This is a genomic window from Streptomyces sp. A2-16 (assembly GCF_018128905.1).
Taxonomy (GTDB): Bacteria; Actinomycetota; Actinomycetes; order Streptomycetales; family Streptomycetaceae; genus Streptomyces.
The window spans coordinates 3,590,427-3,616,946 of record NZ_CP063808.1 but is presented as its reverse complement, the minus strand read 5'-3'; the positions used below and the strand labels follow the sequence as shown (position 1 = coordinate 3,616,946).

26 protein-coding genes and 1 pseudogene are annotated in these 26,520 nt (G+C 71.8%); 15 read left to right on the top strand and 12 right to left on the bottom strand.

All coding sequences use genetic code 11. The features are described from left to right. Positions 1-340: 340 nt before the first annotated feature. The 5 genes from IOD14_RS16255 to pgm all read right to left on the bottom strand — a co-directional run bounded on the left by IOD14_RS16255 (position 341) and on the right by pgm (position 6,103). Positions 341-1,126 (bottom strand): hypothetical protein, encoded by a 786-nt coding sequence (locus IOD14_RS16255; RefSeq protein ID WP_212670601.1) that lies wholly within the window; start codon positions 1,124-1,126, stop codon positions 341-343. A 37-nt stretch (positions 1,127-1,163) separates the two neighbouring features. Then, positions 1,164-2,288: an SGNH/GDSL hydrolase family protein gene (locus IOD14_RS16250; RefSeq protein ID WP_212670600.1), complete on the bottom strand. Its 1,125-nt coding sequence runs from the start codon at positions 2,286-2,288 to the stop codon at positions 1,164-1,166. A gap of 326 nt (positions 2,289-2,614) precedes the next feature. Further along, on the bottom strand, positions 2,615-3,055 hold the full coding sequence (locus tag IOD14_RS16245) for a VOC family protein (RefSeq protein WP_212670599.1): 441 nt from the start codon (positions 3,053-3,055) through the stop codon (positions 2,615-2,617). A gap of 80 nt (positions 3,056-3,135) precedes the next feature. Beyond that, positions 3,136-4,035 (bottom strand): amidohydrolase family protein, encoded by a 900-nt coding sequence (locus tag IOD14_RS16240; RefSeq protein WP_212670598.1) that lies wholly within the window; start codon positions 4,033-4,035, stop codon positions 3,136-3,138. A 427-nt stretch (positions 4,036-4,462) separates the two neighbouring features. After that, on the bottom strand, positions 4,463-6,103 hold the full coding sequence (gene pgm, locus IOD14_RS16235; protein WP_123993761.1) for a phosphoglucomutase (alpha-D-glucose-1,6-bisphosphate-dependent): 1,641 nt from the start codon (positions 6,101-6,103) through the stop codon (positions 4,463-4,465). Positions 6,104-6,412: 309 nt separating this feature from the next. Here pgm and IOD14_RS16230 point away from each other — a divergent pair. Further along, positions 6,413-6,649: pseudogene (locus IOD14_RS16230) on the top strand (cupin domain-containing protein); the annotation flags it as partial. Positions 6,650-6,665: 16 nt separating this feature from the next. On the opposite strand, the gene IOD14_RS16225 reads toward IOD14_RS16230, so the two are convergent. Beyond that, positions 6,666-7,976, bottom strand: a complete 1,311-nt coding sequence (locus IOD14_RS16225) for a glucuronoxylanase (protein ID WP_212670597.1) — start codon at positions 7,974-7,976, stop codon at positions 6,666-6,668. Positions 7,977-8,204: 228 nt separating this feature from the next. Continuing rightward, a complete protein-coding gene (locus IOD14_RS16220; protein ID WP_212670596.1) occupies positions 8,205-9,584 on the bottom strand; it encodes an AbfB domain-containing protein in 1,380 nt (459 codons plus the stop codon). 254 nt (positions 9,585-9,838) lie between these two features. Between IOD14_RS16220 and IOD14_RS16215 the strand changes: the two genes are divergently transcribed. The 3 genes from IOD14_RS16215 (at position 9,839) to IOD14_RS16205 (ending at position 13,120) form a co-directional block, all read left to right on the top strand. Continuing rightward, positions 9,839-11,263 (top strand): amidase, encoded by a 1,425-nt coding sequence (locus IOD14_RS16215; RefSeq protein ID WP_212670595.1) that lies wholly within the window; start codon positions 9,839-9,841, stop codon positions 11,261-11,263. A gap of 26 nt (positions 11,264-11,289) precedes the next feature. Then, positions 11,290-11,508 (top strand): hypothetical protein, encoded by a 219-nt coding sequence (locus IOD14_RS16210; protein ID WP_249125926.1) that lies wholly within the window; start codon positions 11,290-11,292, stop codon positions 11,506-11,508. A gap of 133 nt (positions 11,509-11,641) precedes the next feature. Then, positions 11,642-13,120 carry a flotillin family protein gene (locus IOD14_RS16205; RefSeq protein ID WP_212670594.1) on the top strand — a complete coding sequence of 493 codons (1,479 nt, stop codon included), beginning with the start codon at positions 11,642-11,644 and terminating at the stop codon, positions 13,118-13,120. Between the two features lie 51 nt (positions 13,121-13,171). On the opposite strand, the gene IOD14_RS16200 is transcribed toward IOD14_RS16205, so the two are convergent. Next, the gene (locus tag IOD14_RS16200) at positions 13,172-13,600 is read right to left on the bottom strand and encodes a hypothetical protein (protein WP_212670593.1); all 429 of its coding nucleotides are present in this window, start codon (positions 13,598-13,600) and stop codon (positions 13,172-13,174) included. 50 nt (positions 13,601-13,650) lie between these two features. On the opposite strand from IOD14_RS16200, the gene IOD14_RS16195 reads away from it, so the two are divergent. Further along, a complete protein-coding gene (locus tag IOD14_RS16195; protein WP_123993767.1) occupies positions 13,651-14,106 on the top strand; it encodes a type II toxin-antitoxin system PemK/MazF family toxin in 456 nt (151 codons plus the stop codon). Between the two features lie 3 nt (positions 14,107-14,109). Here IOD14_RS16195 and IOD14_RS16190 read toward each other — a convergent pair whose 3' ends face one another. Next, positions 14,110-14,940, bottom strand: a complete 831-nt coding sequence (locus tag IOD14_RS16190; protein ID WP_212670592.1) for a TIGR02452 family protein — start codon at positions 14,938-14,940, stop codon at positions 14,110-14,112. A 289-nt stretch (positions 14,941-15,229) separates the two neighbouring features. Here IOD14_RS16190 and egtA point away from each other — a divergent pair, with 289 nt between their 5' ends. From egtA to egtD, 4 genes are read left to right on the top strand one after another with little or no spacing between them, the layout of a single operon-like run. Beyond that, positions 15,230-16,519, top strand: a complete 1,290-nt coding sequence (egtA, locus tag IOD14_RS16185) for an ergothioneine biosynthesis glutamate--cysteine ligase EgtA (RefSeq protein ID WP_123993769.1) — start codon at positions 15,230-15,232, stop codon at positions 16,517-16,519. Further along, entirely contained in the window at positions 16,516-17,859 is a 1,344-nt protein-coding gene (egtB, locus tag IOD14_RS16180; RefSeq protein ID WP_212670591.1) for an ergothioneine biosynthesis protein EgtB, read from the top strand. The genes egtA and egtB overlap by 4 nt, the downstream gene beginning before the upstream one ends. Next, positions 17,859-18,638: an ergothioneine biosynthesis protein EgtC gene (gene egtC, locus IOD14_RS16175; RefSeq protein ID WP_212670590.1), complete on the top strand. Its 780-nt coding sequence runs from the start codon at positions 17,859-17,861 to the stop codon at positions 18,636-18,638. The genes egtB and egtC overlap by 1 nt, the downstream gene beginning before the upstream one ends. Continuing rightward, positions 18,635-19,597: an L-histidine N(alpha)-methyltransferase gene (gene egtD, locus IOD14_RS16170; protein ID WP_123993772.1), complete on the top strand. Its 963-nt coding sequence runs from the start codon at positions 18,635-18,637 to the stop codon at positions 19,595-19,597. The genes egtC and egtD overlap by 4 nt, the downstream gene beginning before the upstream one ends. A 38-nt stretch (positions 19,598-19,635) precedes the next feature. On the opposite strand, the gene IOD14_RS16165 is transcribed toward egtD, so the two are convergent. Then, on the bottom strand, positions 19,636-20,811 hold the full coding sequence (locus IOD14_RS16165; RefSeq protein ID WP_123994858.1) for a MalY/PatB family protein: 1,176 nt from the start codon (positions 20,809-20,811) through the stop codon (positions 19,636-19,638). A 68-nt stretch (positions 20,812-20,879) separates the two neighbouring features. On the opposite strand from IOD14_RS16165, the gene IOD14_RS16160 reads away from it, so the two are divergent. Then, positions 20,880-21,095: a dodecin gene (locus IOD14_RS16160; RefSeq protein WP_123993773.1), complete on the top strand. Its 216-nt coding sequence runs from the start codon at positions 20,880-20,882 to the stop codon at positions 21,093-21,095. 6 nt (positions 21,096-21,101) lie between these two features. Here the strand turns inward: IOD14_RS16160 and IOD14_RS16155 are convergent, their stop codons facing one another. Beyond that, complete coding sequence (locus IOD14_RS16155; RefSeq protein WP_123993774.1) at positions 21,102-21,593, bottom strand: HAD family acid phosphatase; 492 nt, start codon at positions 21,591-21,593, stop codon at positions 21,102-21,104. An 84-nt stretch (positions 21,594-21,677) separates the two neighbouring features. Between IOD14_RS16155 and IOD14_RS16150 the strand changes: the two genes are divergently transcribed. The 4 genes from IOD14_RS16150 (at position 21,678) to IOD14_RS16135 (ending at position 24,772) form a co-directional block, all read left to right on the top strand. Then, positions 21,678-22,877 (top strand): right-handed parallel beta-helix repeat-containing protein, encoded by a 1,200-nt coding sequence (locus IOD14_RS16150; RefSeq protein WP_212670589.1) that lies wholly within the window; start codon positions 21,678-21,680, stop codon positions 22,875-22,877. Between the two features lie 54 nt (positions 22,878-22,931). Continuing rightward, on the top strand, positions 22,932-23,342 hold the full coding sequence (locus IOD14_RS16145; RefSeq protein ID WP_123993776.1) for a (2Fe-2S) ferredoxin domain-containing protein: 411 nt from the start codon (positions 22,932-22,934) through the stop codon (positions 23,340-23,342). Positions 23,343-23,409: 67 nt separating this feature from the next. Continuing rightward, positions 23,410-23,580, top strand: a complete 171-nt coding sequence (gene rpmF / locus IOD14_RS16140; RefSeq protein WP_123993777.1) for a 50S ribosomal protein L32 — start codon at positions 23,410-23,412, stop codon at positions 23,578-23,580. A 7-nt stretch (positions 23,581-23,587) separates the two neighbouring features. Further along, positions 23,588-24,772, top strand: a complete 1,185-nt coding sequence (locus IOD14_RS16135) for a GTP-binding protein (protein ID WP_212670588.1) — start codon at positions 23,588-23,590, stop codon at positions 24,770-24,772. On the opposite strand, the gene IOD14_RS16130 is transcribed toward IOD14_RS16135, so the two are convergent. Next, entirely contained in the window at positions 24,754-25,461 is a 708-nt protein-coding gene (locus tag IOD14_RS16130; protein ID WP_123993779.1) for a nucleotidyltransferase domain-containing protein, read from the bottom strand. The two genes, IOD14_RS16135 and IOD14_RS16130, sit on opposite strands and share 19 nt — an antisense overlap. Before the next feature lie 58 nt (positions 25,462-25,519). On the opposite strand from IOD14_RS16130, the gene IOD14_RS16125 reads away from it, so the two are divergent. Then, positions 25,520-26,518: an LLM class flavin-dependent oxidoreductase gene (locus tag IOD14_RS16125; protein WP_212670587.1), complete on the top strand. Its 999-nt coding sequence runs from the start codon at positions 25,520-25,522 to the stop codon at positions 26,516-26,518. Positions 26,519-26,520: the final 2 nt, after the last annotated feature.

Genomic DNA, 26,520 nt, shown 5'->3' with positions numbered 1-26,520 from the left:
ACGTTGACCGGCACCCCGTCGGATCGGGGCACGAGCCGGGGCCACAAGGCGAACAACCGGCGCGAATACGACGTACACCCCTCGCGCCCACCGCACCCCTGGGACATCTACGCAGGAGCATCACACAGGCTGCACACCGCCTTTCGAAAGCCTCGCTACTTTTGCCTCCGGCTCGATCCTCCGTACGAACGAGACCGGCCACGGCCATCGGGCCGATGGTGCTGTCGACTCAGGAAGACCAGATGGACTACTGCTCCTCGTGCCGTCGGCATCTCAACGGCGCCCTGGCGTGCCCCGGATGCGGCGCCTATGCCCCGGACATCGCTCCCCCCGCCCACGTCTACGCGCCGACGGGCGCGGCGGCGGCCTGGGACGAAGCACCCACGTGGCACGACGCGGGCCGCCACGAGGAGCCGGCGACCGGCGAGGCCGACCCGGGCCTCGCGTCCGAGGACGTGGACGACGCGCCGGTGACCACCGAGGGGCGCGCCGCGCGGCGGCGCCAGCGGGCCCGCTGGAAGAAGAACCAGCGCAAGGCCGTGGTCGCGACCGCGGTCGCCCTCGTCGGCGGCGGCCTGACCGTCTCCGTGATGAACCAGCAGTCCAACACCCGGACCCAGGCGGCCACCTCGCCGGACAACAGGGCCATGGGCGGGGTGGAGCTGCCCTCCTCGGACGACGGCCTCCCGGCAGCGACGCCCGCCGAGGCACAGCAGGCGCCCGCGACCACGCCCTCCACGAGGATCGCCTCGCATCGGCGGACGTCGGGCTCGGCGTCCACCACGACCGGTTCGTCGATCCACACCGACTCGGCCGCCTCTGCCGCGTCCACGACGAACAGCGCCGCGCGGTCCCAGTCCCAGCGGACGGTCTCGACGTCGGTCGCGGTCGGCGTCGACACCGGTGGGACGACCACGGGAACGGCGTCGGGCACGAGCGGCTCGACGGGTTCGGCCGGTTCTTCCGGTTCTTCCGGCTCGACGACAGAGCAGCCTCCTTCCTCGTCCACGGCGACGGGCGGCACGTCGAGCACGAGCACGAGCGGTGACAGTTCGCAGACTTCGACGGGTTCGTCGTCGTCCGCGACCGATCCGTCGGGGCTGTGCGTGCTCAACCTGCTCTGCATCAGCTGAGCACCGGACCCGTCGGCCGCGGGCTGCCGGTTACCAGCCCAACGGAAGCGTGGCGAGGCGGTCTTCGAGGAGGCCGGCGATGATTCGGTGGTCCCGTGCGGAGGGATGCCAGTCGCAGCCGAGGTGGTCCAGGGACGGGTCGTCGTAGTACCAGTGGCCGACCCGCTGGTCGCCCCGGGCGTTGCGGGTCCGGGCGATCCGCTCGACGGTCCCGGCGAAGGGGCTCGCCCCCAGGTTGGTGGCGCTGACGACGAGGAACGTTCCGGGGCCGTAGCGGGCGCGCAGTTTGTCGAGGAAGCCGTGGTAGGCGGACTCGTAGGCGGCGACCAGCTCGGCCTCCGTGCTCCACCTCTCGCCCGGATTGAGAGGCGTGGAGAAGTCGTTGAGCCCCAGTCCGACGACGACGGCCTGGGGCCGCCAGTCGGCCGGCCGCTGCCAGACGTCGCCCTCCACCGCGAGCAGGGCACGGTCGTAGTAGGTGCGGTAGTCGGTGCCGGGGCTGCTGCCGTTGTAGTTGCGGACCATGCCACGGCCGGAGAACGCGTTGATCTGGTAGTCGGCGCCGAGGCGCCGCGCGGTGAGGGCGCCGAAGGAGAGGTCGGAGTCGGTGTTGCGGTCGACTCCCCCGTTGCCCGAACAGTCACGGGTGCCGGACATGTTGCCGTAGCCGACGGTGTTGGAGTCCCCGATGAACTCGATCTGTCTGCACCGGGCCGGCGGCGCGGCGAGGATCGCACCGCCCGCGGCCGGGACGAACCCGCCGAACCTTCCCTCGCTCCAGGGGCTTTCGGTGCGCTTGACGAGCCGCACGCGGTGCTCGGAGTCGGAGAGTCCCCTGACCCAGGCGGTGGCCCGGCCCGGGGTCACGAGGGTGGCCGTGGTCCTGCCGTCCACCTGGACGTCGTAGTCGTTGACGGCGTCGTCGAGGAGGACGCCGACGCCGGTGCCGCGGAAGCGTGCCTCGAAGCAGATGCCGGGCCAGCTGTACCGCACGAACCCGTCGGCGGCCGCTTTGACCCGGCCGACCGTGTGGAACCGGGTCGAGGCGGCGCCGAACGCCCGCGTGGGGGCGGTGACGGCGGCGACCAGGCCGGCTGCGGTGCCGGTCACCAGAGTGCGGCGGGATAAGCGACGGGGCGGAGAGGGCTGCTGCATCGGGCCATCCTCGGGTCGTGGGGGGGGACGGTCGGGGCGGGTTGCGGTGGCCGGCCCCGCGGTCCTCGTCGCGACACGTCCGGCCCGTAGGACACGGGAGCGCTCCCACACCCCTGGCGTTGTCCAACGTGACCGCACCTCGCGTGCCCGTCAACCCCGCCGGAAGCATCTTCACGCGGCGGGCGAGGGCGAGGCGTGACGGGCCTGGCATGAGTACGGATCTTCGGGGTAGCAGAGCCGATGCTTACCCAGGGAAGGGCCGTCGCACCTGGGGAGGTCGAGGCGGCCCTTCCCTTCCCCCCTCCGCGCCTGGCCGCGGGCGGTCCTCAGCCCAGTTCCTCGGCCAGTCCGACGACGATGCCCTCGGGGCCGCGGACGTAGCAGAGCCGGTAGATGTTCTCGTACCGCACGACCTCGCCGACGAGTTCGGCGCCGTGGGCACGCAGGCGGGCGAGGACGTCGTCGAGGTCGTCGACGGCGAACATGACGCGGCGGATGCCCAGCGTGTTCGTCGGCGCGTCCCGCGGCGCCCCGCCGACCGCCTTCGGCGTGTGGAACCTCGCGAGCTCGATGCGGCCGGGGGCGCCCGGGATGCGCAGCATGGCGACGTCCTGGCGGACGTCGTCGAGCCCGATGACCCGTTCCACCCACCGTCCCTCCACGGGCGACGTGCCCTCCAGCTCCATGCCGAGTTCGACGAAGAACGCGACGACGGCGTCGAGGTCGTCGACGACGATGAGGACGTTGTCCATGCGCTGGATCGCCATGGTGGGTCTCCTTGCTCCGTGGTCGGTGTCCGTGGTCGGTGTCCGTGGTCGGTGCTCGGTGTCCGTGGTCCGTGACGGTGTCACACGCCGAACAGGCTTCTCGCGTTGTCGTGGCACACGGCCCGCAGCCACTCCGGTCCGAGATCCAGGCGTTCCAGGGCGTGGAGCTGGTGCAGGTAGGGGTAGGGGATGCTCGGGAAGTCCGAGCCGAGCAGGATGCGGTCGCCCAGCGCGTCGAGCCGGGGCAGGATCCGGCGCGGGAACGGCATGAACCCCTCGGTGAAGTCGGTGAACGCCATCGTCGTGTCCAGCCGCACCTGGTCGTACCGCTCGGCGAGGTCGAGGAACTCCTCGTACTCGGGCATGCCCATGTGGGCGATGATCAGCCGCAGCCCGGGGTGCCGTGCCAGCACCCGCGCGATGGGCTCGGGGCCGGTGTGCTTGCCGGGCGCGGGTCCGGAGCCGCAGTGGATCACCACGGGGACGCCCGCCTCGGCCAGCAGCCCCCAGGCCCGCTGGAGGAGTTCGTCGGCCGGGTCGTATCCGCCGACCTGGACGTGCGCCTTGAAGACCCGGGCCCCCGCTTCGACGGCCTCGCGGACGTAGTCCTCGACGTCCGGCTCGGGGTGGAGGGTGGCGGTGTGCAGACAGTCGGGGGTGCGGCGGGCGAAGTCGGCCGCCCATCCGTTCAGCCACCTGGCCATGCCGGGCTTGTGGGGATAGAGCATCGAGGTGAAGGCCCGCACCCCGAACCCCCGTAGCAGGGCCGTTCTCTCGGCCTCCGCCTTCCGGTACGTGATCGGCCATCCCAGCCCGCCGATCAGCGGCCCGTTGGCGTCGAAGTACGCCCACACCTTGTGCAGGACCCGCTCGGGCATGAAGTGGGTGTGGACGTCGATCAGCCCCGGCAGACCGAGCCGGCCCCAGAAGCGGCGGACCTCGTCGGCCTCCTCGGTCGTCGCCACGTCGCGATCATTCATGCCGCCCACGATCGCCCCTGGTGACGGGCACGGCGACCCTTTCCACGAGGGGCACGGTGAGGATTCCGTCACACAGGGGGCGTACGCCGTCGCGACCGCTGGTGGCGGCCGGAGTGGGTACGGCGGGGAGGTGGCCGGAGTGGATACGGCGGGACGGTGGCCGACCGCGGACCAGGCAGCCCGGCACCGGCACGTCACCAGCCACAGCCGCAGGCACCGGCACCGGCACCGGCACCCCACCAGCCACAGACACCGGCCGCGGGCGGGCAACCAAGCGCGTCAGCACCACCGACCCCAGCCGCGGGTCAGCTGCCCGGCACCACAGCCCCCGGCCGCAGCCCAGACACCCGGCACGCCGCCGGCACCACAGACCCGCGCCACGGACCACGCACCCGGCACACCACCGGCACCGGCCCCCGGCCGCGGGTCAGCCGCCCAGTGCCGTCAGCACCACGGACCTGGCCTCCTCCTGGACCCGGCGCAGATGGTCCGGGCCGAGGAACGACTCCCCGTAGATCTTGTAGACGTCCTCCGTGCCCGAGGGGCGGGCCGCGAACCAGGCGTTGGCGGTGGCCACCTTGATGCCGCCGAGGGCCGCGCCGTTGCCGGGAGCCTCGGTGAGGACGGTGGTGACCGGCTCTCCGGCGAGGGTGTCGGCGGTGACCTGGCGCGGGGACAGCTTGGCGAGCAGCGCCTTCTCCTCGCGGGAGGCCGGGGCGTCGACGCGCGCGTAGGCGGGGGCGCCGAAGCGGTCGGTGAGCTCGGCGTAGTGCTGCGAGGGGCTCTTGCCGGTGACCGCCGTGATCTCGGAGGCGAGCAGGGCCAGGATGATGCCGTCCTTGTCGGTGGTCCACACCGAGCCGTCGCGGCGCAGGAAGGACGCGCCGGCCGACTCCTCGCCGCCGAAGCCGAGCGTGCCGTCGGACAGACCGTCCACGAACCACTTGAAGCCGACGGGCACCTCGACCAGCGTCCGGCCGAGGTCCGCGGCGACCCGGTCGATCATGCTCGACGACACGAGGGTCTTGCCGATGCCGGCCCCGGCGGGCCACTGCTCCCGGTGCGAGAACAGGTACGAGATCGCCACGGCCAGGTAGTGGTTGGGGTTCATCAGGCCCGCGTCCGGGGTGACGATGCCGTGCCGGTCGGCGTCGGCGTCGTTGCCGGTGGCGATGTCGAACCGGTCGCGCTGCTCGATGAGCGAGGCCATGGCGTAGGGCGACGAGCAGTCCATGCGGATCTTGCCGTCCCAGTCGAGCGTCATGAAGCGCCAGGTGGGATCGGCTAGCGGATTGACCACGGTCAGGTCGAGCCGGTGCTCTTCGGCGATACGGCCCCAGTAGGCGACCGAGGCGCCGCCGAGCGGGTCGGCGCCGATGCGCACTCCGGCGGACCGGATCGCCTCCAGGTCCAGCACGTTGGGCAGGTCGGCCACGTAGGCGCCGAGGAAGTCGTGGCGGCCGGTGCCGGGCGCGGCCAGGGCGCGGGCGTAGGGGATGCGCCGTACGTCCTTCAGACCGCCGGTGATGATCTCGTTGGCGCGGTCCTGGATCCAGGAGGTCGCCTCGGAGCCGGCGGGGCCGCCGCTGGGCGGGTTGTACTTGAAGCCGCCGTCGGCGGGCGGGTTGTGCGAGGGGGTGACGACGACTCCGTCGGCGAGCGCCGAGGTCCGGTGCCGGTTGTGGGTGAGGATGGCGTGCGAGACGGCGGGGGTGGGCGTGTAGCCGTCGGCCTGGTCGATGAGGACGGTCACGTCGTTGGCGGCGAACACCTCCAGCGCCGTGACGCGCGCGGGCTCGGACAGGGCGTGGGTGTCGGCGCCGAGGAAGAGGGGGCCGTCGGTGCCCTGGGCGGTCCGGTACTCGCAGATGGCCTGGCTCGTGGCCGCGATGTGGTCCTCGTTGAACGCCGCCGCGAGGGACGAACCGCGGTGTCCCGAGGTGCCGAAGGCCACCCGCTGTCCGGGTTCGGCGGGGTCGGGGCGCAGCGTGTAGTACGCCGTGACCAGACGGGCCACGTCGATGAGGTCCTCGGGCCCGGCGACCTGCCCCGCTCGCGCGTTCTGCATTTCCCCGCTCCTCCGCAAGGGTCGACCGTTGGGTACGGGCCCCATTCTCCCCCGCCGGGGCCACGGAGACGCGCGCGGGGCGCCGCGGATGCGTCCTGACTTCGGCGGCGTGCCGACTCACTGAGGCAGTCTGCCGTCTCGCTCCGGCGGTATCCCGTCGCGGAGGCACCCAGGAGGTCCGCCCCGCGCCGGGAGGTCCACCCCCTGCCGGAGGCCTCAGCCCGGTCCCGGAGCGCCCCGCTCACCGGCCGGGGCCCAGGCCCCCGGCCCTCGGCCCCGGCCGGTCCAAGATGATCCGCCGAGGGGACCAATGGCGAGAAGTGGGTCACGGGCCGCGAGGGGGACTTCCTGTACGTGCCGGTCGGCGGTCTGCACGCCTTCAGGAACGTGACCGACGAGCCCATGTCCATGCTCATGCGTTTCTCCCCGGCTGCCCCGCGCGAGGAGTACTTCGAGCAGGTCGCGGAGGTGGGGCAGCGCGGCGGCGAGGAACTGGAGCGGTTCCGCGTCCGGCACGACAGCTGCTTCCTGCCGGACGAGGAGTGATTCCCGCGGTGGTGTGTCAGCGGATCACGAACGTCATCGCGCTTCGTGCGGGCAAGGTGACGGTGAAGGAGCCGTTCGAGATGCCGGTCGTGCCCTGGGAGGCGACGTTCCTGCTCGCGTCGGTCAGCCAGGACGCGACGCTGGACCCGGCGCGGTTCGCCAGGGTGAACTGCTGACTCACCCCGGCGGCCCCCTTGTTGACGGTGACGACGACCGTGGCACCGCCGCCCCGGTAGGCGGAGACGTAGACGTTCGTCGCCGGATTCGCCGTCGCCTCGACCCTCGCGTACCCGGGCCGGACGAACCTGGCGAAGTGCGCCATGGCGGCGCCCCGCTTGCTGATCCTGCCGTCCTCGCGCATCGGGCCGTAGCCGCGCCGGATGTACCACCAGATGTAGGCCTGGAACTCGGCCTCCACCATGGCCCGGTGGATGTGCTCCCCCACGTCGAGCGCCTGGGGCCACAGGTCCGCCGAGTCCGTGCTGTTGGGGTAGTAGACCTCCGTCATCCAGAGTTCCTTGCCGGCGCCCTTCTGCTTGAAGAGGGGGTAGGGGAAGTTCGCGAACGGCGTGCCGTAGAGGTGGGCCCCGATCACGTCCACGTTGGCAAGTGCCGTCGCGTCGTTGAGGATCGGGTCCGACATGTTCTTCAGGTACTGGAAGGACTCCGGCGCGATGACCCTGGTGCCGATCGAGCCGGCGTTCTCGCGCAGGAACCGGACCATCTCGGCGGGGGTCCACCAGGTCCAGTCGTGCGCGTAGTCGGGCTCGTTCTGGACCGAGACGGCGTACAGGTTCACGCCGTTGTTCCGCAGGTACGTGGTGAAGTCGTTGAGGTGCTGGGCGTACGCGCCGTACATGTCGTACCTCAGTCGTCGCGCGTCGGTCTGGCTGCCGCGGACGAAGGTCTCGACCATGGAGGCGGGAGGATTCCACGGTGACGCGATGACGGCGGCCCCGAGTTCGGCGGCGCGCTTGGCGGTCGCCAGGTCGCGGTTCCAGGCCGCCCTGTCCTCGGGCACGGGGATCCTCAGCAGGGTGAACCCGAGCTGTCCGTCCCCGGTCCCGAACGCCATGTCCCGCTGGGCCGCGGTGAGGTCGCCGATCCAGGCCGTGTGGCTCATGCCGCCGAAGCCGCGGATCGTCTGCCGTGTGGCCGACGGATCGATGACGGCCGTGGCGGCTGCCGTCACGGCCCCGGTGTCGGAGGCCCGCGCGAGGGACGGCGTGGCGGCAAGGACGGACAGGGTCCCCATTGTCGCGAGGACGGCCCTCCGGCTCGGCGATCTCCGCTCCCCTCTCGGGGGTTCCTGCCGACTCTGTGCCATGTTTCCTCCTCCTGGCTGCTGGTTCGCTCCGTGATGGTGGGAGCGCTCCCACACTCACGAAGGACTGGAGACGTGCCGTTTCCACGGGAGGTGCCGGGGGTGCCGCGCCTGTCGATGACCGTTCGAGATGGTGAACGGTGTCCAAGTGGCAGACCTGACGCAAGTTAACGACGCCGCTCACCACGGTCAAGCCTTTCGCCCGACCGTGGTGACGACAGCGGGCCGGACTCACGCCCAGGCGGTCACCGGCACGAAGGAGCTGTCCTGCCAGAAGAGATCCGTGCCGGCCGTCCGCTCCACCCGGAGTTGGTAGTTGTAGTGGCGCAGGTAGTAGCCGGGATAGTTGTACGACTCCCAGCGGATCGAGCCCGAGGACGATCCCGTGCGGGCGATGAAGGTCGCGTCCTTGGCGAAGGTCGACGTGCCGTCGTTGGCGTCGAAGCGGGCGCGGAAGTCCCAGTGGCGAAGGTAGTTGCCGGAGGAGTCACGGAAGGAGTAGCCGTTCGAGTCGGCGAGGCCCGCCACCACCGTGAAGGTGGACGCCGTCTTCTCCGCGGACGTGCTGGAACTCGACACCACCGGCAGGTTGAGCAGCGAGGACTGCGTCTGCCAGTACCGCGTGGAGTAGTTGGCCGACCGGAAGGAGCGCGTGACGTTCTTCGCGAGCGAGGGACCGCCGGACACCGTCTCCTTGACGACCGTGAAGTGGCGGGCGGTACCGGAGACGACCGGGAGCGCGACCGGGGCCGACCAGGTCGCGAAGCCGTCGTAGCTGTCGCTGCAGTAGTAGGTCCCGTCGCCGTACCCGTCGAAGAAGATCCGCCAGCCACCGTTGTCGAGCTGGATCACGGACGGGCCTTCGCGATAGCTGCCCCAGCCCGCCCAGTCGCCCGTCCTGGAGATCGTGTAGGGCCCGGCCAGGGACGACGCGGTCGCGTACTCGATGTACTTCGTGGTCTCGTTCTTCGTGAAGGCGTGGTAGGTCGAGCCGGTCCTCACGATGTACGTGTCGATGTGGTTCGCACCGATCCCGGACAGCGCCACCGGTGAACTCCAGGCCGTCAGCGCGGAGTTCGTGGCCCTCAGCCGGTACGGCGTGAAGATCCACTCGTCGCTGACGACCGAGCAGGACACGATGACGTTGACACTGCCGTCGCTGTCGACGAACCACTCCGGCGCCCACGCGCGGGACAGATTGGCGATCGGGACCGTGTAGTCGTACAGGAAGGTCCAGTTGGCCCGGTCGGAGCTGCGCGCGAAACCGATCGTGGTGCTGACGTCCTGCCAGGTGTGCGTCGTGTACGTCAGGTAGTAGTAGCCGTCGGTGTGCTTGAAGACGCTTGCGTCGCGGATCCTGTTGCTGGGCGGGGTGTAGGCGGAGGACTTGAGGAGCCGGAAGTCCGTGGCGTCGTCGGACTGGTAGACGTTCACGGTGCCGTCGTTGCTGTTGAGGAACGGCACGATCGTGTAGCGCGTGGCCGAACCGCTCGGCGGGGCGGCCGCGTGGGCCGCGCCGGGCAGTTCGCCCAGCAGGACGGCGGAGGCGGGCAGGGCCGCCATCGCGCGCAGCAGGGTGCGACGGGACGGCGTGGGGGGTCGGGTGGTCACGGGGCGGCTCTCCCTCGAACAAGAAACAAGACGCGACGGCACTGTCCAAACGTCCGATATCCCGAACGAAGTTCGGAAAGTCGATCAGAAGGTAGGGCTGAGGCATACACGAGTCAATGCTTTGCGCAGGAACGCGTGAGCCCTGTGGGCCTGCTGTGCCGTCCGTCGAACGCCCGCCCCCGCCATGGACGTTCCGGCGAAGCGCTTTCCGAGGTTACTGTTCGGTAGGCAACGTCGTCCCGGAGGTGTCCCGCATGACGCACGAACGTTCCGCAGGCCTGGCGGAGACCGCCCGCGCCCTGGCCGACGGCACCCTCACCTCGCGGGCCCTCGTCGAGCAGACCCTGGCGAGGATCGAGGCCTCCCAGGGCTCCCTCAACGCCTTCCGGATCGTGCGGACCGATGCCGCCCTCGCCGAGGCCGAGGCCGCGGACGCACAACTCGCCGCCGGCGTACGCAAACCGCTGCTCGGAGTGCCGATCGCCGTCAAGGACGACATGGACGTGGCCGGTGAACCCACCGCGTTCGGCTGCCAGGGCGAGTTCCCGGCGGTCGCCCGGGACGGTGAGGCGGTACGACGGCTGCGCGCGGCCGGGGCCGTGATCGTCGGCAAGACGAACACCTGCGAGTTCGGCCAGTGGCCGTTCACCGAGGGGCCGGCCTTCGGCGCGACCCGCAATCCATGGAGCCCGGAGCACACCCCGGGCGGCTCGTCGGGCGGGTCCGCCGCGGCCGTCGCCGCCGGTCTGGTGCCCGCGGCCCTCGGCTCGGACGGCGCCGGTTCGGTGCGCATCCCCGCCTCCTGGACGCACCTCGTCGGCATCAAGCCGCAGCGCGGCCGCATCTCCACCTGGCCGCGCGGCGAGTCCTTCCAGGGCATCACCGTCAACGGCACGCTCGCCCGCACGGTCGCCGACGCGGCCCTGCTGCTCGACGCGGCGAGCGGCAACCACGACCTGGACCCGCACCGCCCGCCCGGCGTGGACGCCTCGGCAGCGGTCGGCCGCGATCCCGGCCGGCTGCGCATCGCGCTCGCCCTGAAACCGCCGTTCACCGCGCTGCCCGCAAGGCTCCAGTCGGACGTACGGGCGCAGGTCGTCGAACTCGCCGAGAAACTGAGCGCCTTGGGGCACACCGTCGAGGAGGCGGATCCGCCGTACGGGCAGATCGGCCTCACCTTCATCCCGCGCGCCACGGCCGGTATCGCCGAGCGGGTCCGTGAGGCGCCCTTCCCCGCGCTCCTCGACCGCCGCACCCGGGACGCGGCCAGGCTCGGCGGACTGCTCGGAGGAGTCCCGCTCAGGGCGGCGCGGGGCGCGGAGGCGGTCCTGCACCGCCGTATCGGCGGGTTCTTCACGTCGTACGACGTCGTCCTCGCCCCGACGACGGCCGCTCCCCCACCGCGCATCGGGGCGATGCTCCGGCTGGGCGGGCTGGCCACCGACCGCGCGATGATCGCGGCCTGTCCGTACGCCTGGCCGTGGAACGTGCTGGGGTGGCCCGGGGTGAACGTGCCCGCCGGGTTCGTCGGCGAGGGCCTGCCCGTGGGGGCCCAGCTGCTCGGTCCCGCGAACAGTGAACCGCTTCTCCTGTCACTGGCCGCGCAGTTGGAGGCGGAGCTGCGCTGGCACGAGGCGTGGCCGCCCCGGGAGGCGGCCGTGGATTCCCGCGCCGCCTGACGGCGTTCCGCCCGTACCCTGTGACCATGGACGATGCGTCGATGGTCGGGCTCATGGGACGGGTCACGGGGACGATCGGGCCGGGGCTCGTCGGCGAGGTGATCGTCCGGGTGCGGGGCGGCGCCGAGCACTTCCTCGCCTACCCCGCCTCCGGCTCGGACCGGATGGAGCGGGGCACCGTGGTGATGGTCGTGGAGTACCTGCCGCCGAGAACGGTCTACGTACAGGCCGCCTACGACAGTTGAGCCTGCCAACGCGCAGGTGAGAGGCGTTTGTATCAAGGTTTCGACAAGGATTCGTCAGCGTCTTCACCCGGGCCTCGAACAGGCGCACACTCCCTTCGTTCGGTGCCGAAAGGGCACCATCCAAAGGGGGCGTATGCCGATGGTTGTCGGCGTCGTTGCGGGGGTGGCAGTCGCTGCCATCGCCGTTCTGATCGGTCTGTTCAAGCTGATGTGGCGTGTCGCGGAACCCAACGAGGCACTGATCATCTCGGGCTCGAACCACAAGACCGAGGGGCTCGAAGCGGGCATGGGATTCCGCATCGTCACCGGGCGCGGCACTCTCGTGCTGCCCGGTGTGCAGGCGGTGCGCAAGCTCTCGCTCGATCTGAACGAGACCGAACTGCATGTGGACTGCGTGACCCACCAGGGCATCCCGCTCAAGGTGCGGGGCGTGGTCATCTTCAAGGTGGGCGACGACTTCGTGTCGATCGCCAACGCGGGGCGCCGCTTCCTCGACCAGCAGAAGCTGATGTCGGAGCGGGTGCACAACGTGTTCGCCGGTCATCTCAGGTCCATCGTCGGCGGGTTGACCGTCGAGGACATGATCCGCGACCGGGAGAAGCTCACCGGGCAGACCCGGGCCGCCTGCGGCACGGAGATGGAGAAGCTGGGACTCATCGTCGACTCCCTGCAGATCCACGAGATCGAGGACCCGACCGGGTACATCCAGAATCTGGCGATGCCGCACGCGGCCGCCGTCCAGCGGGACGCGCGGATCGCACAGGCGGAGGCGAACCGGCTGGCCACCGAGGCCGAGCAGAAGTCGTTCGCCCGGATGGCCGAGGCCACCCGGGACAGCGAGATCCTGCAGGCCGGCTACCAGGCCGAGCGGGACAAGGCGGGCGCCAAGGCACGCCAGGCCGGTCCGCTCGCCGACGCCGCGGCCCGGCAGGAGGTCGTCGTCCAGGAGACCCGGATCGCCGAACTGGAGGCGAACCGGCGGGAGCAGCAGCTCCAGGCGGACGTCCGCAAGCCGGCGGACGCCAAGGCCTACGAGAAGCGCACGCTCGCCGAGGCCGAGCGCGACGCGCGGATCTCCGGGGCCGAGGCCAAGGCGAAGGAGACCGAGCTCGCTGCGGCGGCCGAGGCCACCCGGGTCAAGACGGCCGCGATGGCCGAGGCCGAGGCGACCAAGGCCCGCGGTACGGCCATGGCGGCGTCGACCCGGGCCACCGGTGAGGCCGAGGCCGCGTCGGCGCAGGCGAAGGGTCTCGCGGAGGCCGAGGCGGCCAGGGCGAAGGGTCTCGCGGAGGCGGAGGCCATCAAGGCCCGCGCCGCCGCACTCGCCGAGAACCAGGAGGCGGTCGTCGCCCAGCAACTCGCCGAGAACTGGCCGGAGATCGTCAGGGCCGGCGCGTCCGCGTTCGGCAACGCCGACAACATGGTGATCCTCAACGGCGCCGACGGCATGGCGGACATGTTCGCCAAGGCGCTCACCATGGGCGGCACGGGGCTGGGGCTCGCCCGTCAGCTGCTGGCGTCGATGAACCAGAACGGACAGAGCGTCAACGGCACTTCGCTGAACGGGGTCGCCGCCACGCCGCCTGTCCAGAAGGTTCCCGTCCAGGACTGAGGAGCGGGCTGTTCGGGGCTCTTGAGGAAAAGGGCCCCGAACGGCCTGTGCTCACAGCGTCGACAGCGTGACGCCGAGGCCGAGCAGGGCGACGACCTTCGCGGCCTCGAAGGCGACGTAGAGGAGATGGCCGCGCGAGCGGGGCAGGTCCTCGCCCGCCAGGACACGGTCCGAACGGCGGTTCAGACGGGGCCGGATCACGGCGAGCTGGGCGACGAGCAGCACCAGCAGGGCCCCGGTCCACACGAGGACACGGGCCGGCGGGTCGCCGACGGCGACCGTCACGACCACCACCGCGGCCAGGGCGCACTCGACCAGGTTCAGGGCACGGAAGACCAGTCGGCCGATGCCGAGCCCGAGGGGGATGGTCACGCCGGGTGCGCGGAACTTCAGCGGCGCCTCCAGGAAGGAGATCGCCAGCACCATCCCGAGCCACACGAAGGTGACCGCGCTCGCGGTCGCGGCGGACGTCGCGTTCATCCAACCGACCGTACCGCTCGCCCGGTTCGGCCACGCCGTAAGGTGCCCTCGTGACTGCGTCTACCCATGACACCGATGAGAACGTCCCCGGCCGCTTCGGCGCCACCGCCACCACCGAGGCCGACCCGCGCGAGGTCGGCAGGGTGCGCACCGAGTACTCCCCCGCGCACGACGGCGACCCCGACCCAGGGGAGATCGTGTGGACGTGGGTGCCGTTCGAGGAGAACGACGGGCGCGGCAAGGACCGGCCCGTGCTCGTGGTCGCCCGCGAGGCGGCCGGCACCTTCCTCGCCGTACAGCTGTCGAGCAAGCGGCACGACGGGGACCGGGAGTGGGTGCCGATCGGCAGCGGGCCCTGGGACCGGACCGGCCGGGACTCCTGGGTGGACGTCGACCGCATCCTGCGCCTGCACGAGGCCGGCATGCGCCGCGAGGCGTGCGCACTGGACCGGGGACGGTTCAACCTGGTCAGGCAGCGACTGCACGAGCGGTACGGCTGGACCTGACGGTCACCCCGGCTGGAACAGGCGGTCCGCCGGAAACGCCCGTGCGAACGCCTCCCGCACCACCGCCCCCCGCGTCCGGTCCAGCACCCCGAAGACCACGTGGTCGAAGGCCCCCGCGAACCGTCCGCCGGGCCCGAGCAGTGTCCGGAACGCCCCCGCCACCTGCGCGGGGTCGTTCTGGAAGACCCCGCAGCCCCAGGCGCCCAGCACCAGCCGCCGGTAGCCCTGGGCCACCGCGACCGACAGCACCCGCTCGGCGCGCGTGGCGAGGGCGCCCGGCAGCTCGGCGACCCGCTCGGGTGCCGTGCGCCGCACCACGCCCGCGTTCGGCGCGGCGGAGGTCAGGAAGCCCACGAGGTGGGCCGAGTCCAGCAGATCGCCGCGGTCGTCCCGGAAGACGGGAACCGCCGGTGAGTGGATGACCCGGTCCGTGTAGAACGGGTCGCGACGGGCCCGGTGATGGTCGTAGAACTCGCGGGCCCGCAGCTGGCAGGTGTACAGCGCGGACGCGCGGCACAGGGCCTCCTCCTGGGCCTGTGCGCCGTTCAGATAGCCGCCCCCCGGATTGCGCGCCGAGGCGAAGTTCAGCACGGCCACGCGGCCGCCGAGCCGACGGGCCGCCTCGAGACTGCTCTCCCCCGTGACCTCGAAGAGCGTGTCCACGCGAGTGAAGGCCGGGACGTCCACGGGCCCCGGGCCGTACAGGCGGGTCCCGGCTCGCGCCGCCTCGATCTCCGCGGCCAAGGACACCTCGTGCCCGTCCGGCGCGCGATAGCGCCCCGCCGCGACGATCCGTTCCGTCTCCTGCGCGATCCCGCGCAGGCGCGCGCTCATGGCGCTACCCCCGTAAGCGCCACGACCGCACGCCGCGCGGTCTCCCCCGTCGTGCTCATGCAGGAATCGTGAGCGATGGTGGTGATGCGGTGCAACAGAGTTTCCGGCGCCGGACACAGCCGGGAAACGCCTCGAAAACCCAGGGGAAACGGAGATCCACGGACCCTAATGCGCGGATGTGCCCCCTTGTGCGGAACGGTACGAGGGTCTTGGGTGGGACGAGCGTTGCCGGTCCGACCCACCTGATCCCCGGACCGGTGGCATGGTGGAATCTCAGGAGGATCCCGACATGTCCGACTCTCTGGGCGACTGTACGAAGCCTCGTACATCGCTTCCGGAAGCAGAGCTCGAGGCCCTGGTCCGCGGCATCTGCTTCAAGACCGGCCCACCCCGTCGCCTCGGGGTGGAAGTGGAATGGCTCGTCCACGAGCTGCGCAGCCCGCGGCTCCCCGTCACACCCGCGCGACTCACGGCGGCCTACGCCGCCCTGCGGACCGTGCCCCTGAAGTCGGCACTCACCGTCGAACCCGGCGGTCAGCTGGAGCTGAGCTCGCAGCCCGCCGACTCCCTGATGGAGTGCATCGGTACCGTTTCCGCCGACCTCGCCGCCGTCCGGGCGGCCCTCGCCGAGCACGGTCTCGGCATCGTCGGCATGGGCCACGATCCCTGGCATCCACCGCGCAGATACCTGCGGGAACCGCGCTACGACGCCATGGAGACCTGCCTCGACCGCACCGGCCCGGCCGGCCGCGCCATGATGTGCACCTCGGCCTCCGTGCAGGTGTGCGTCGACGCGGGCCACGAGGAGCCCGGCCCGCTCGGTCTCGGGCGCCGATGGTGGCTCGCCCACCAGCTGGGCCCGGTCCTGGTGGCCGCCTTCGCCAACTCCCCCCTGGCCGATTCCGAGCCCACCGGCTGGCTCTCCACCCGCCAGCTGCTCTGGACGGAGATCGGCAAGGGCCGGGCCGGCGGGCCCGACCTGGACGCCGACCCCCGGGCCGCCTGGGCCCGGCACGTCCTGGACGCGCCGGTGATGTGCATACGGCGCGACAGCGGCCCCTGGGACGTCCCGGAGGGGCTCACCTTCCGGGAGTGGGCCAGGTCGGGGGCGCCCAGGCCGCCGACCCGGGAGGATCTCGACTACCACGTCTCGACCCTGTTCCCGCCGGTCAGACCGCGTGGGCATCTGGAGCTGCGCATGATCGACGCGCAGTCCGGCGAGGACGGCTGGATCGTCCCGCTCGCCGTGACGGCGGCCCTCTTCGACGACCCGGAGAGCGCAGAGACGGCCTACCGCGTGGTGAAGCCGCTGACCGAGCGCACCCTGTCCCTGCCCGCCCCGCACAATCCGCTGTGGATCGACGCGGCCCGGCACGGTCTCAAGGACCCCGAGCTGCACGAGGCGGCGATCGCGTGCTTCGCGGCGGCCCTGGACGCCCTGCCCCGGCTGGGCGCCACCCGCGAGGTCACGGACGCTGTCGAAACGTATCTGCACCGCTATGTGATCCGGGGCCGCTGCCCCGCCGACGATCTGCTGGACCGGACGCACGGTTCGCTCGGGAAGGAAATCCGCACATGACCGACTCGTCCGTCGACCCGTCCGTCGACTCCTCCGTCGACCCCGAGGCCTTCCGCGAGCGGGCCGTGACCACCCTGGTCACCGCCCGGGACCGCACGACACTGCTCACCAGCTGTGTCGAGGAACCCGACCTGACCGCCCAGCACTCGCCGCTGATGTCGCCGCTCGTGTGGGACCTCGCCCACATCGGCAACCAGGAGGAGCAGTGGCTGCTCCGGACCGTCGCCGGGCAGGAGGCGATCCGGCCCGACATCGACGGCATCTACGACGCCTTCGAGCACCCGCGCTCCGAGCGCCCCACCCTGCCCCTGCTGTCACCCGCCGAGTCCCGGCGCTACGCGGCGGACGTGCGCGGCCGGGTCCTGGACGTCCTGGAGGGCACCGCGCTCCACGGAACCCGGCTCACCGAGGCCGGGTTCGCCTTCGGGATGATCGCGCAGCACGAACAGCAGCACGACGAGACGATGCTGATAACCCATCAGCTCCGCAAGGGCCCCGCGGCCCTGACCGCCCCGGACCCGGAACCGGCCCCGCTGTTCACCGGCCCGGCCGAAGTCCTCGTCCCCGGCGGCCCGTTCACCATGGGCACCTCCGACGAGCCGTGGGCGCTGGACAACGAACGCCCGGCGCACCGGCGAGAGGTGGACGCCTTCTACATCGACACCACTCCGGTGACGAACGCCGAGTACCAGGCGTTCATCGAGGACGACGGCTACGACACCGAGCGCTGGTGGGCTCCCGCCGGCTGGGCGCACATCCGCGGGCACTCCATCCACGCCCCCTTGTTCTGGAGGCGCGACGGCAGGCAGTGGCTGCGCAGGCGCTTCGGCGTCACCGAGGTCGTGCCGCCCGAGGAGCCGGTGGTCCACGTGTGCTGGTACGAGGCCGACGCCTACGCCCGCTGGGCCGGACGGCGGCTGCCCACCGAGGCGGAGTGGGAGAAGGCGGCCCGGCACGACCCGGCCGGCGGCCGCTCGACCCGCTACCCGTGGGGCGACGCCGACCCGGCGCCGGAGCACGCCAACCTGGGGCAGCGCCACCTCCGGCCGGCCCCCGCCGGGAGCTACCCCGAGGGCGAGTCACCGCTCGGCGTACGCCAGTTGATCGGTGACGTGTGGGAGTGGACGGCGAGCGACTTCGAGCCCTACCCGGGCTTCCAGGCGTTCCCGTACAAGGAGTACTCGGAGGTGTTCTTCGGCCCCGACCACAAGGTGCTGCGCGGCGGTTCGTTCGCCGTGGACGCGGTGGCCTGCCGGGGCACGTTCCGCAACTGGGACTACCCGATCCGGCGGCAGATCTTCTCCGGCTTCCGCACCGCCCGTTCCGCGGGGGCCGTCTGATGTGCCGTCATCTGGCCTTCCTGGGACACGAGGAGCCGCTCGGCCGGCTCCTCGTGGAGCCCCCGCACAGCCTGTACCGCCAGTCGTGGGCACCGCGCCGGCAGCGGTACGGCACCGTCAACGCCGATGGTTTCGGGGTCGGTTGGTACGCCGAGGGCGACCCCGAGCCGGCCCGGTACCGGCGGGCCGGGCCCATCTGGGCCGACCTGTCCTTCGCGGACCTGGCCCGGGTCGTGAGGAGCACCGCGGTCCTGGCCGCCGTACGGGACGCGACCCTCGCGGGAGCCGACGCCGAGGCCGCGGCGGCGCCGTACGCCTCGGGGCCCTGGCTGTTCAGCCACAACGGCGCGGTCAAGGGCTGGCCGGGCTCCCTGGCTCCCCTGGCCGGGACCCTCCCCCCGGCGGAGCTGCTGTCGATGGAGGCCCGCAACGACTCGGCGTTCGTGTGGGCGCTGGTCCTGAACCGGCTGCGCGGCGGCGACGAGGAGGGCCAGGCGCTGGCCGACACGGTCCTGGAGGTCGCCGAGGCGGCCCCCGGCTCCCGGCTCAACCTCCTGCTGACCAACGGGGAGTCCATCGCCGCGACCGCTTGGGGCGACAGCCTCTGGTACCTCCGAAGCCCCGGCACGCGCACCGTCGTGGCCTCCGAGCCGTACGACGACGACCCGCACTGGCAGGAGGTCCCCGACCGCACGCTGCTCGTGGCGAGCCGCACCGACGTCCTGCTCACACCGCTCAAGGAACCGTCCCCGGAACCACTCGAGGAGCCCAGCACGTGAGTCCGTTCCTGCTGACCCGCACTCTGCCCGAGGACGCCACCGAGGCCGCCCTGCGCGCCGACGTCCTCAGGGGCCTGACCCACACGCCCAAGACACTGCCGCCGAAGTGGTTCTACGACGCCCACGGCAGCGAACTCTTCGAGCAGATCACCGAGTTGCCCGAGTACTACCCGACCCGCGCCGAACGGGAGATCCTCGTCGCGCGCTCCGGCGAGATCGCCGCCGCCACCGGTGCCCGCACCCTGGTCGAGCTGGGCTCGGGCTCCTCGGAGAAGACCGCGTACCTGCTGGACGCGCTGACCGGACTGCACACCTACGTGCCGGTCGACGTCAGCGAGAGCGCCCTCACCCAGGCCGGGCACGCGATCATCGGCCGACGGCCGGAGCTGAGCGTGCACGCGCTCATCGCCGACTTCACGGCCGGGCTCACCCTGCCCGGCACCCCGGGCCCGCGGCTGCTGGCCTTCCTCGGCGGCACCATCGGCAACCTGCTGCCGGTCGAGCGCGCCGCGTTCCTCTCCTCCGTCCGCTCCCTGCTCTCCCCCGGTGACGCGCTCCTGCTCGGCACGGACCTGGTCAAGGACGAGGAGGTGCTGGTCAGGGCGTACGACGACACGGCCGGGGTGACGGCCGCGTTCAACAAGAACGTCCTCACCGTCGTCAACCGCGAGCTGGGCGCCGACTTCGATCCCGGCGCCTTCGACCATGTGGCTCTGTGGGACGCCGGGAACGAGTGGATCGAGATGCGCCTGCGCTCCCGTACGGAACAGACCGTGAAGGTCCCGGCGCTCGACCTGGCCGTCGACTTCGCGGCCGGTGAGGAGCTGTACACCGAGATCTCGGCGAAGTTCCGCAAGGAGGGCGTGCGCGGTGAACTGGCAGCCGCCGGACTGGAGTTGGCGCACTGGTGGACGGACAGCGAGGGCCGGTTCGCGCTGTCGCTGAGCGTGGTGCGGTAACCAGGACCGCGGGGGCCGGCCCGTCCCGGCCCCCGCGGTCAGCCGAGCGCGGCGGCCATCCGCCGCACCGCCTCGGTGATCAGCTCGGGTGAGGTCGCGAGGTTCAGACGCACGAAGCCCGCGCCGCCCGTGCCGAACGGGATGCCGGAGTTCAGGGCCACCCTGCCGCGCTCAAGAAATACGGCCGCCGGATCGTCGCCCAGGTCCAGCGCGCGGCAGTCCAGCCAGGCGAGGAAGGTGGCCCTGGCCGGTTCGTAGCGGACGGCGGGCAGCGACTCGCCGAGGAGCCCGGCCAGCAGTCGGCGGTTGTCGTCGAGGCCGCCGAGCAGGGCGTCGAGCCAGGGGCCGCCGTCCCGCAGGGCGGCGGTGTGGGCGATGACGCCGACGTGGCTGGGGCTGTGTCCGACCTCCTCGGGCAGGCGCGCGAGGTCGTCGGCCGCGTCGGGTCCTGCGACGGCCACGGCAGCCTTGATCCCGGCCAGGTTCCACGCCTTGGAGGCCGACAACAGCGACAGGCCGTTCTCGCCGCCGGGAACGCTCAGGTACGGGACGAAGCCGGCGCCCTCCGCGACGAGCGGGGCATGGATCTCGTCGGCCACGACCCGCACCCCGTACCTCCGTGCCAGCGTCGCCACCTCTGCCAGCTCCTCGGCGGTGTGGACGGTGCCGGTCGGGTTGTGCGGGCTGCACAGCAGGTACGCGGCGCGGCCCGCGCTCCTGCCGACCCGCCCGAAGGCGGCCTCCAGGACCCCGAAGTCGATCCGCCCGTCCGCACCGAGCGGGGCCTCGACGACCTGCCGGTCCATGTTCCGGACGAACTGGTGGAAGGGCGGGTACACGGGCGAGTTGACGACCACCGGATCACCCGGCCCGGAGACCAGCTTGAGCATCTCGACGATGCCCAGCATGACGTCCGGGACGACGGCCGTGCGCTCGACCGCGATCCCGTCCCAGTCCCACCGCTCGCTCGCGAAGCCCGCCCACGCCTCGGCGTACGCCGTCCCGGCGGGGTACCCGGTGTCCCCCAGCGCCACCGCGTCCCGGATCGCCCGCGCGACCGGCTCGGCCAGCGGCACGTCCATCTCGGCGACCCACAGCGGCAGCACGTCCTCGGGGTAGGTCCGCCACTTCATGCTCGTACGCCGTCGGAGCTGTTCCAGGGAGAGTTGGCGCAGGGGGTTCACGGTCGTGGGCGCGGGGATGTCACGAGGCATACCGTCCATGAGCCAAAGATAGGGTCGGACGGCTCGCGCTCCGCCGTCGCCTGGGGCACGGTGGAACCATGACGAACCACACGTACAGGGTGACCGAGATCGTCGGCACCTCGCCCGACGGCGTCGACCAGGCGATCCGCAACGGCATCACCCGAGCCTCGCAGACCCTCCGGAACCTCGACTGGTTCGAGGTGACCCAGGTGCGGGGTCAGATCGAGGACGGACAGGTCCAGCACTGGCAGGTGGGCCTCAAGGTCGGCTTCCGCCTCGACGAGTCCGGCTGACGGCGCTCAGGTCCGCCCCTCCCGCTCCTGCGCCACCTCGAGCGCGGCGGAAGGGGCGGTCCAGGTCGCCCGTACGACGGTGAAGCCGGCCCGTTCGGCGTCCTGGCAGACCAGCTCGTCGTCGTCCACCAGCACCCGGATCTCCCGGGTGCCGGCGAGCCGCTTCAGGATCTCCAGCTTGGTGCGCCGGGCGGGCCGCCGGTCGTCGTTGCGGCGCATGTGCAGCCGCCCCTCCGGGAGGCCCTGTGCGGTGAGCCAGGCGAGCGTGTCCCGCCGGCAGCGCTCGGGGCGGCCGGTGAGGTAGACGATCTCGCACTCCTCGGCGCTCTCCAGCACCAGCGCGACGCCCTCCGGGATCGGCGGATCCGCGGGCGCGGCCGCGAAGAAGGCGTCCCAGTCGCGCGGCTTCCGTTCCAGGAACCGCTGCCGGTGGGCGGTGTCGGCGAGGGTGTTGTCCAGGTCGAACACGGCGAGGGGAGGCTTGGCGCTGTCGGTCACGGCGCCACCCTAGACCCGGCAACCTTCCCGCTCCCGGCGACCACTGCCCCTCGACACAGCAGTCGGAGCGAGGCGGGAGAGTCCATGCGTGTGAACACGGCGATCCGGGCGGCGGCACTGGCGGGGGCAGTCCTGGCGTTATCGGTGCCCGAGGCGTCCGCGGCGCCGACGACCCTGATCGTGGCGACGAACGGGAACGACAGCGCCCCGGGCACGCTCGCCCAGCCGCTGCGGAGCGTCCAGCGGGCCGTGGACCTGGCGAGGCCCGGCGTCACCATCGCCGTGCGCGGTGGGACGTACGCCCTCACCGACAACATCACCATCACCACCTCGGGCACCGCGTCCCAGCCCATCTCGCTCGGCGCCTACCAGGGCGAGCGGGTCGTCGTCGACGGCGAGCAGCTGGCCGCGAGCCACACGCCCGTCGGCGGCAGCATCCCGCGGGCCGAGCGCGGGGCGATCCACCAGGAGGCCTCCTACTGGCGGATCTCGGACCTGGAGATCGTGCACGGCCCCTACGGGGTCTACTGCGACGGCTGCAACGGCAACGTCTTCGCCGGTCTGAGGACCCACGACAACTACGAGTCGGACTTCCAGCTGCAGGGCGCCTCCAGCAACAACCAGATCCTGAACCTGGACAGTTACGCCAACCGCGACCCGCGCAAGAACGGCGAGAGCGCCGACGGCCTTGCCGTCAAGGAGGGTTCGGGCACCGGCAACGTCGTGCGGGGCGCCCGGCTGTGGAACAACGTCGACGACGGCTTCGACGACTGGAAGTTCACCTCGCCGGTGCTCATCGAGAACACGATCGCGTACGGCAACGGCTTCAACCGCTGGAACTTCCCCGACTTCGCGGGCGACGGCAACGGCTTCAAGCTCGGCGGCGGCAGCCCGGCACCGGCGGTGGCGCACACCCTGCGCAACTCGATCGCCTTCAGGAACGCGGCGCACGGCGTCACCGACAACGGCAACACCGGCGCACTCGTCCTGACCCGCAACTCGACGTGGGCCAACGGCGGTACGGGCTTCGACGCGGACGTCTCCGGCGGCACGGCCCGGCTGACGGCGAACCTGTCGGTCGCCGACACCAAAGCCGCCGCCCTCGGGTCCGCGACCGTCTCCAGCGGCAACTCCTGGGACCTGGGCGGCACATGGAACGCCTCGTCGGTGCTGAGCACGGACCCGGCGGCCCTCACCGGCGCCCGGGCGGCCGACGGATCACTGCCGTCGGCTCCGTCCTTCTTGGTGCCGCGGAACGGGGCGGCCGTCGGGGCGCGGCTCTGATCACAGGGCACCCCGCCCGCACCGCATGATCGGTGCAGGCCGCATGCTTCTCCCATGTCCTCGACGCCCCGAACGTTCCTGACCGGCTCCGCCTCCTGCACCCTCGTCGTCTGCCGGGGGTGCTGCTGCGGCGACGCCCGCAAGCACCCCGGCACCGACCACACCTGGCAGCTGGAGCTGCTGCGGGCCGGCGCGGCCGAGCACGGCTTCCAGGTCCGTACGACGGACTGTCTGGGCCCCTGCGACCAGGCGAACGTCATCGTGGTGCGCCCCTCGGCCGCCGGGCGCCGGGCGGGTGGCAAGGCGGCGTGGATCGGGTTCGTCATGGACGACGCGGGCACCGAGGAGGTCGTGCAGTGGGCGGCGGCGGGCGGTCCGGGCATCGCCGAGCCGCCGCTCACGCTGGAGCTCCAGTTCATCGAGCCGCCCCGGGAGGCGAGGGTGCGGTCCCGTCGCCGCCGCTGATTGTTAATGGGATCCATTTTCATGTAGCGTCCTCGATGCCCACCCCGCCACCGAGGAGGATCCCGCCATGGCTGTCCCCAAGCGGAAGATGTCCCGCAGCAACACCCGCCACCGCCGCTCGCAGTGGAAGGCCACCACCGCTCAGCTGGTGCCGGTCACGATCGACGGCGTCGCCCACCTCGTCCCGCAGAACCTGGTCAAGGCGTACGAGCGCGGCCTGCTGCACCCCGAGGGCTGAGGACCGCATGCCGTACGACCGTCTCCTGCCCGTCACCGTCCTGTCCGGCTTCCTCGGGGCGGGCAAGACGACCCTGCTCAACCACGTCCTCGCCAACCGTGAGGGCCTGAGGGTCGCCGTCATCGTCAACGACATGAGCGAGGTCAACATCGACGCGGCGCTGGTGCGCGGCGGCGAGGCGGCACTGTCGCGGACCGAGGAACGCCTGGTCGAGATGACCAACGGCTGCATCTGCTGCACCCTGCGCGACGACCTGCTGGAGGAGGTCGACCGGCTGGCCAGCGAGGGCCGTTTCGACCATCTGCTCATCGAGTCGTCCGGCATCTCCGAACCCATGCCGGTGGCCGCCACCTTCGCCTTCGCCCGCGACGACGGCGCCACCCTCGGGGACGTGGCCCGACTGGACACCATGGTGACCGTGGTGGACGCGGCCAACTTCCTGCCCGAGCTGGAGAGCGGCGACGAGCTGGCCGAGCGGGGTCTCGCCCCCTTCGAGGACGACGAGCGCACGGTCAGCGATCTGCTCGTCGACCAGATCGAGTTCGCGGACGTCCTCGTCCTCAACAAGCTCGACCTCGTGGACGCCGAGGCCGCGGCCCGGCTGCGAGCGGCTCTCGTACGGCTCAACCCGGTCGCCCGGATCGTCGAGGCCGAGCACTCCCGCGTGGACCTGCGACAGGTCCTCGGAACCGGCCTGTTCGACCTGGAACGTGCCCAGCAGGCGCCGGGCTGGGTCCAGGAGCTCAACGGCGAGCATGTGCCCGAGACCGAGGAGTACGGCGTCTCCTCCACCGTCTTCCGCTCCGGACTCCCCTTCCACCCCGGCCGGTTGTGGGACTTCGTCACCGAGGACCTGGACAGCGGGGCGTACGGGCGGATCCTGCGCTCGAAGGGGTTCTTCACGCTCGCCAGCCGCCCGCACGTGACGGGCCTGTGGTCACAGGCCGGTTCGGTGGCCCGCTTCGAGCCGTCCGCCGCGCGGGACACCGAGGCGCCTTACACGCAGGAACTCGTCTTCATCGGAACGCAGTTGAACCCGGACAGGCTGCGCCGCGCTCTCACCGCCTGCCTCATGGCCCCGGACGAGGGCGGCGCCCTCGCCGACCCCTTCCCCGCCTGGGAGACGTACGGGGTCGAGGACACCTGCGACCATGAGAGTGCCGAGGCGCACGCTCACGCCGCCGTGTCGTAGAACTCCGCGCGGACACGGCGCAGCCACGCCTCGGCCGGTGCCTCGTCGGGCCGGTCCGGCAGCACGCTGCGGGTCTCGGCGAACGCGGTCTCGTAGCGGGCGAGCAGGGACCGGGCCGACGCGGGGTCGGCGGCGACGGCGGCCCCGAAGCGGTGGTACTCCTCGGGGTCCTCGACCCGCACCGCGAGCCGTCCGGTGGCGTACAGCTCCAGCCCCTGATGGCACAGCCGCTTGAGGTGCCGGGCGTGCTTGGCGGTGCGGTGATCGCCGGCCCGGCTCTCCAGTTTCCTGAACTGCTGGGCGGCGTAGCCCAGATAGGCGTCCCGGACCCGGCGGGCGCTCAGGAACGACCCGCGGATGGCGATGAGTTCGTCGCCGAGCGGGGTGCGCACCTCGTACAGCTCGTCCGGCAGCCACACCAGCTCCATGACGGTCGGATTGCCGCCGAGGGCGAGCCGGCACCACTTCGCCGCCTCGTGCAGGGTGCGGTCCGGCGCCGTGGTGACGTGGGACTCCTTCGGGGTGTGCAGACCGAGCAGGGTCTCGGTGGGCGCGGCGAACAGGCCGAGCCGGTCCACGTCGGAGCCAGCACGGGCGAGTCCGTACGCGGTCGAGCCGACGACGCCGGAGAGCAGGATGTTCTGGACGGTCACGAGACCATTGTGCTGACCTGCGCCGATGCCGGTCATCCGGTTTTCCGCCGGGCAGGGCCGGGAATGCCTCGCCCGGTCAGGCGTTGCACCCGGTGTGAGTTCCGTGATCGCAGCCACCCGTTTCTCCGTCCTGGACCGCTCCCGCACCCGCGAGGGCGGCACGCACGCGCAGGCCCTGCGGGACACCGTGCGGCTGGCGCGGGAGCTGGAGCGACTGGGCTACCACCGGTTCTGGGTCTCGGAGCACCACGGAGTGCCCGGCGTGGCCGGTTCCGCGCCGACGGTCCTGGCGGCCGCGGTGGCCTCGGCCACGGAGTCGATCAGGGTCGGCACCGGCGGCGTGATGCTGCCGAACCACCAACCCCTGGTCGTCGCCGAGCAGTTCGGGGTGCTGGAGTCGCTCTTCCCCGGCCGGATCGACATGGGCCTGGGCCGCTCGGTCGGCTTCACCGACGGCGTCCGCAAGGCGCTGGGCCGCGGCAAGGACGACGCCGACGACTTCGCCGTACAGCTGGAGGAGCTGCTGGGCTGGTTCCGCGGCACCTCCCCGACGGGGGTGCGCGCCCGTCCGGCCGAGGGCCTGACCGTGCCGCCGTTCGTGCTGGCCATGGGCGAGGGCGCCGCGATCGCGGCCCGCGCGGGCCTGCCGATGGTCATCGGCGACCTCAGGAACCGCGAGAGGATGCAGCGCGGCATCGACCACTACCGCACCCACTTCCGCCCCTCCGCCTGGGCGCGCGAGCCGTACGTCGTCATCTCCGGGACGGTCGCGGTGGCCGCCACCCCGGACGAGGCCCGCCGCCTGCTGATCCCGGAGGCCTGGTCGATGGCGTACTCCCGGACCCACGGCACCTTCCCGCCCCTGCCGCCGGCGGAACGCGTCGAGGCGCTCACGATGACGGCCAGGGAGCGGGACCTGTACGAGTCCGGGCTCGCCGGCCACATCGCGGGCACCGAGGAGCAGGTCGCCCACGAGCTGGAGACGGTCCTCAAGGAGACGGGGGCCCAGGAGGTCCTGGTCACGACCAGCACGTACGACCGCGAGGCCCTGCTGGACTCCTACCGGCGGCTGGCGACGATCACCTCCGGTTAGAG

Excerpts from the sequence above, each read along its gene's own strand:
- IOD14_RS16240 (WP_212670598.1), bottom strand. The coding sequence starts at position 4,035 with ATGAATGATCGCGACGTGGCGACGACCGAGGAGGCCGACGAGGTCCGC.
- IOD14_RS16150 (WP_212670589.1), top strand. The coding sequence starts at position 21,678 with ATGCGTGTGAACACGGCGATCCGGGCGGCGGCACTGGCGGGGGCAGTC.
- IOD14_RS16145 (WP_123993776.1), top strand. The coding sequence starts at position 22,932 with ATGTCCTCGACGCCCCGAACGTTCCTGACCGGCTCCGCCTCCTGCACC.
- egtB (WP_212670591.1), top strand. The coding sequence starts at position 16,516 with ATGACCGACTCGTCCGTCGACCCGTCCGTCGACTCCTCCGTCGACCCC.
- IOD14_RS16215 (WP_212670595.1), top strand. The coding sequence starts at position 9,839 with ATGACGCACGAACGTTCCGCAGGCCTGGCGGAGACCGCCCGCGCCCTG.
- IOD14_RS16255 (WP_212670601.1), bottom strand. The coding sequence starts at position 1,126 with ATGCAGAGCAGGTTGAGCACGCACAGCCCCGACGGATCGGTCGCGGAC.
- pgm (WP_123993761.1), bottom strand. The coding sequence starts at position 6,103 with ATGCAGAACGCGCGAGCGGGGCAGGTCGCCGGGCCCGAGGACCTCATC.
- IOD14_RS16210 (WP_249125926.1), top strand. The coding sequence starts at position 11,290 with ATGGACGATGCGTCGATGGTCGGGCTCATGGGACGGGTCACGGGGACG.
- IOD14_RS16135 (WP_212670588.1), top strand. The coding sequence starts at position 23,588 with ATGCCGTACGACCGTCTCCTGCCCGTCACCGTCCTGTCCGGCTTCCTC.
- IOD14_RS16190 (WP_212670592.1), bottom strand. The coding sequence starts at position 14,940 with ATGAGCGCGCGCCTGCGCGGGATCGCGCAGGAGACGGAACGGATCGTC.
- IOD14_RS16225 (WP_212670597.1), bottom strand. The coding sequence starts at position 7,976 with ATGGCACAGAGTCGGCAGGAACCCCCGAGAGGGGAGCGGAGATCGCCG.
- IOD14_RS16250 (WP_212670600.1), bottom strand. The coding sequence starts at position 2,288 with ATGCAGCAGCCCTCTCCGCCCCGTCGCTTATCCCGCCGCACTCTGGTG.
- rpmF (WP_123993777.1), top strand. The coding sequence starts at position 23,410 with ATGGCTGTCCCCAAGCGGAAGATGTCCCGCAGCAACACCCGCCACCGC.
- IOD14_RS16165 (WP_123994858.1), bottom strand. The coding sequence starts at position 20,811 with ATGCCTCGTGACATCCCCGCGCCCACGACCGTGAACCCCCTGCGCCAA.
- IOD14_RS16160 (WP_123993773.1), top strand. The coding sequence starts at position 20,880 with ATGACGAACCACACGTACAGGGTGACCGAGATCGTCGGCACCTCGCCC.
- IOD14_RS16130 (WP_123993779.1), bottom strand. The coding sequence starts at position 25,461 with ATGACCGGCATCGGCGCAGGTCAGCACAATGGTCTCGTGACCGTCCAG.
- IOD14_RS16205 (WP_212670594.1), top strand. The coding sequence starts at position 11,642 with ATGCCGATGGTTGTCGGCGTCGTTGCGGGGGTGGCAGTCGCTGCCATC.
- egtC (WP_212670590.1), top strand. The coding sequence starts at position 17,859 with ATGTGCCGTCATCTGGCCTTCCTGGGACACGAGGAGCCGCTCGGCCGG.
- IOD14_RS16200 (WP_212670593.1), bottom strand. The coding sequence starts at position 13,600 with ATGAACGCGACGTCCGCCGCGACCGCGAGCGCGGTCACCTTCGTGTGG.
- IOD14_RS16245 (WP_212670599.1), bottom strand. The coding sequence starts at position 3,055 with ATGGCGATCCAGCGCATGGACAACGTCCTCATCGTCGTCGACGACCTC.
- egtA (WP_123993769.1), top strand. The coding sequence starts at position 15,230 with ATGTCCGACTCTCTGGGCGACTGTACGAAGCCTCGTACATCGCTTCCG.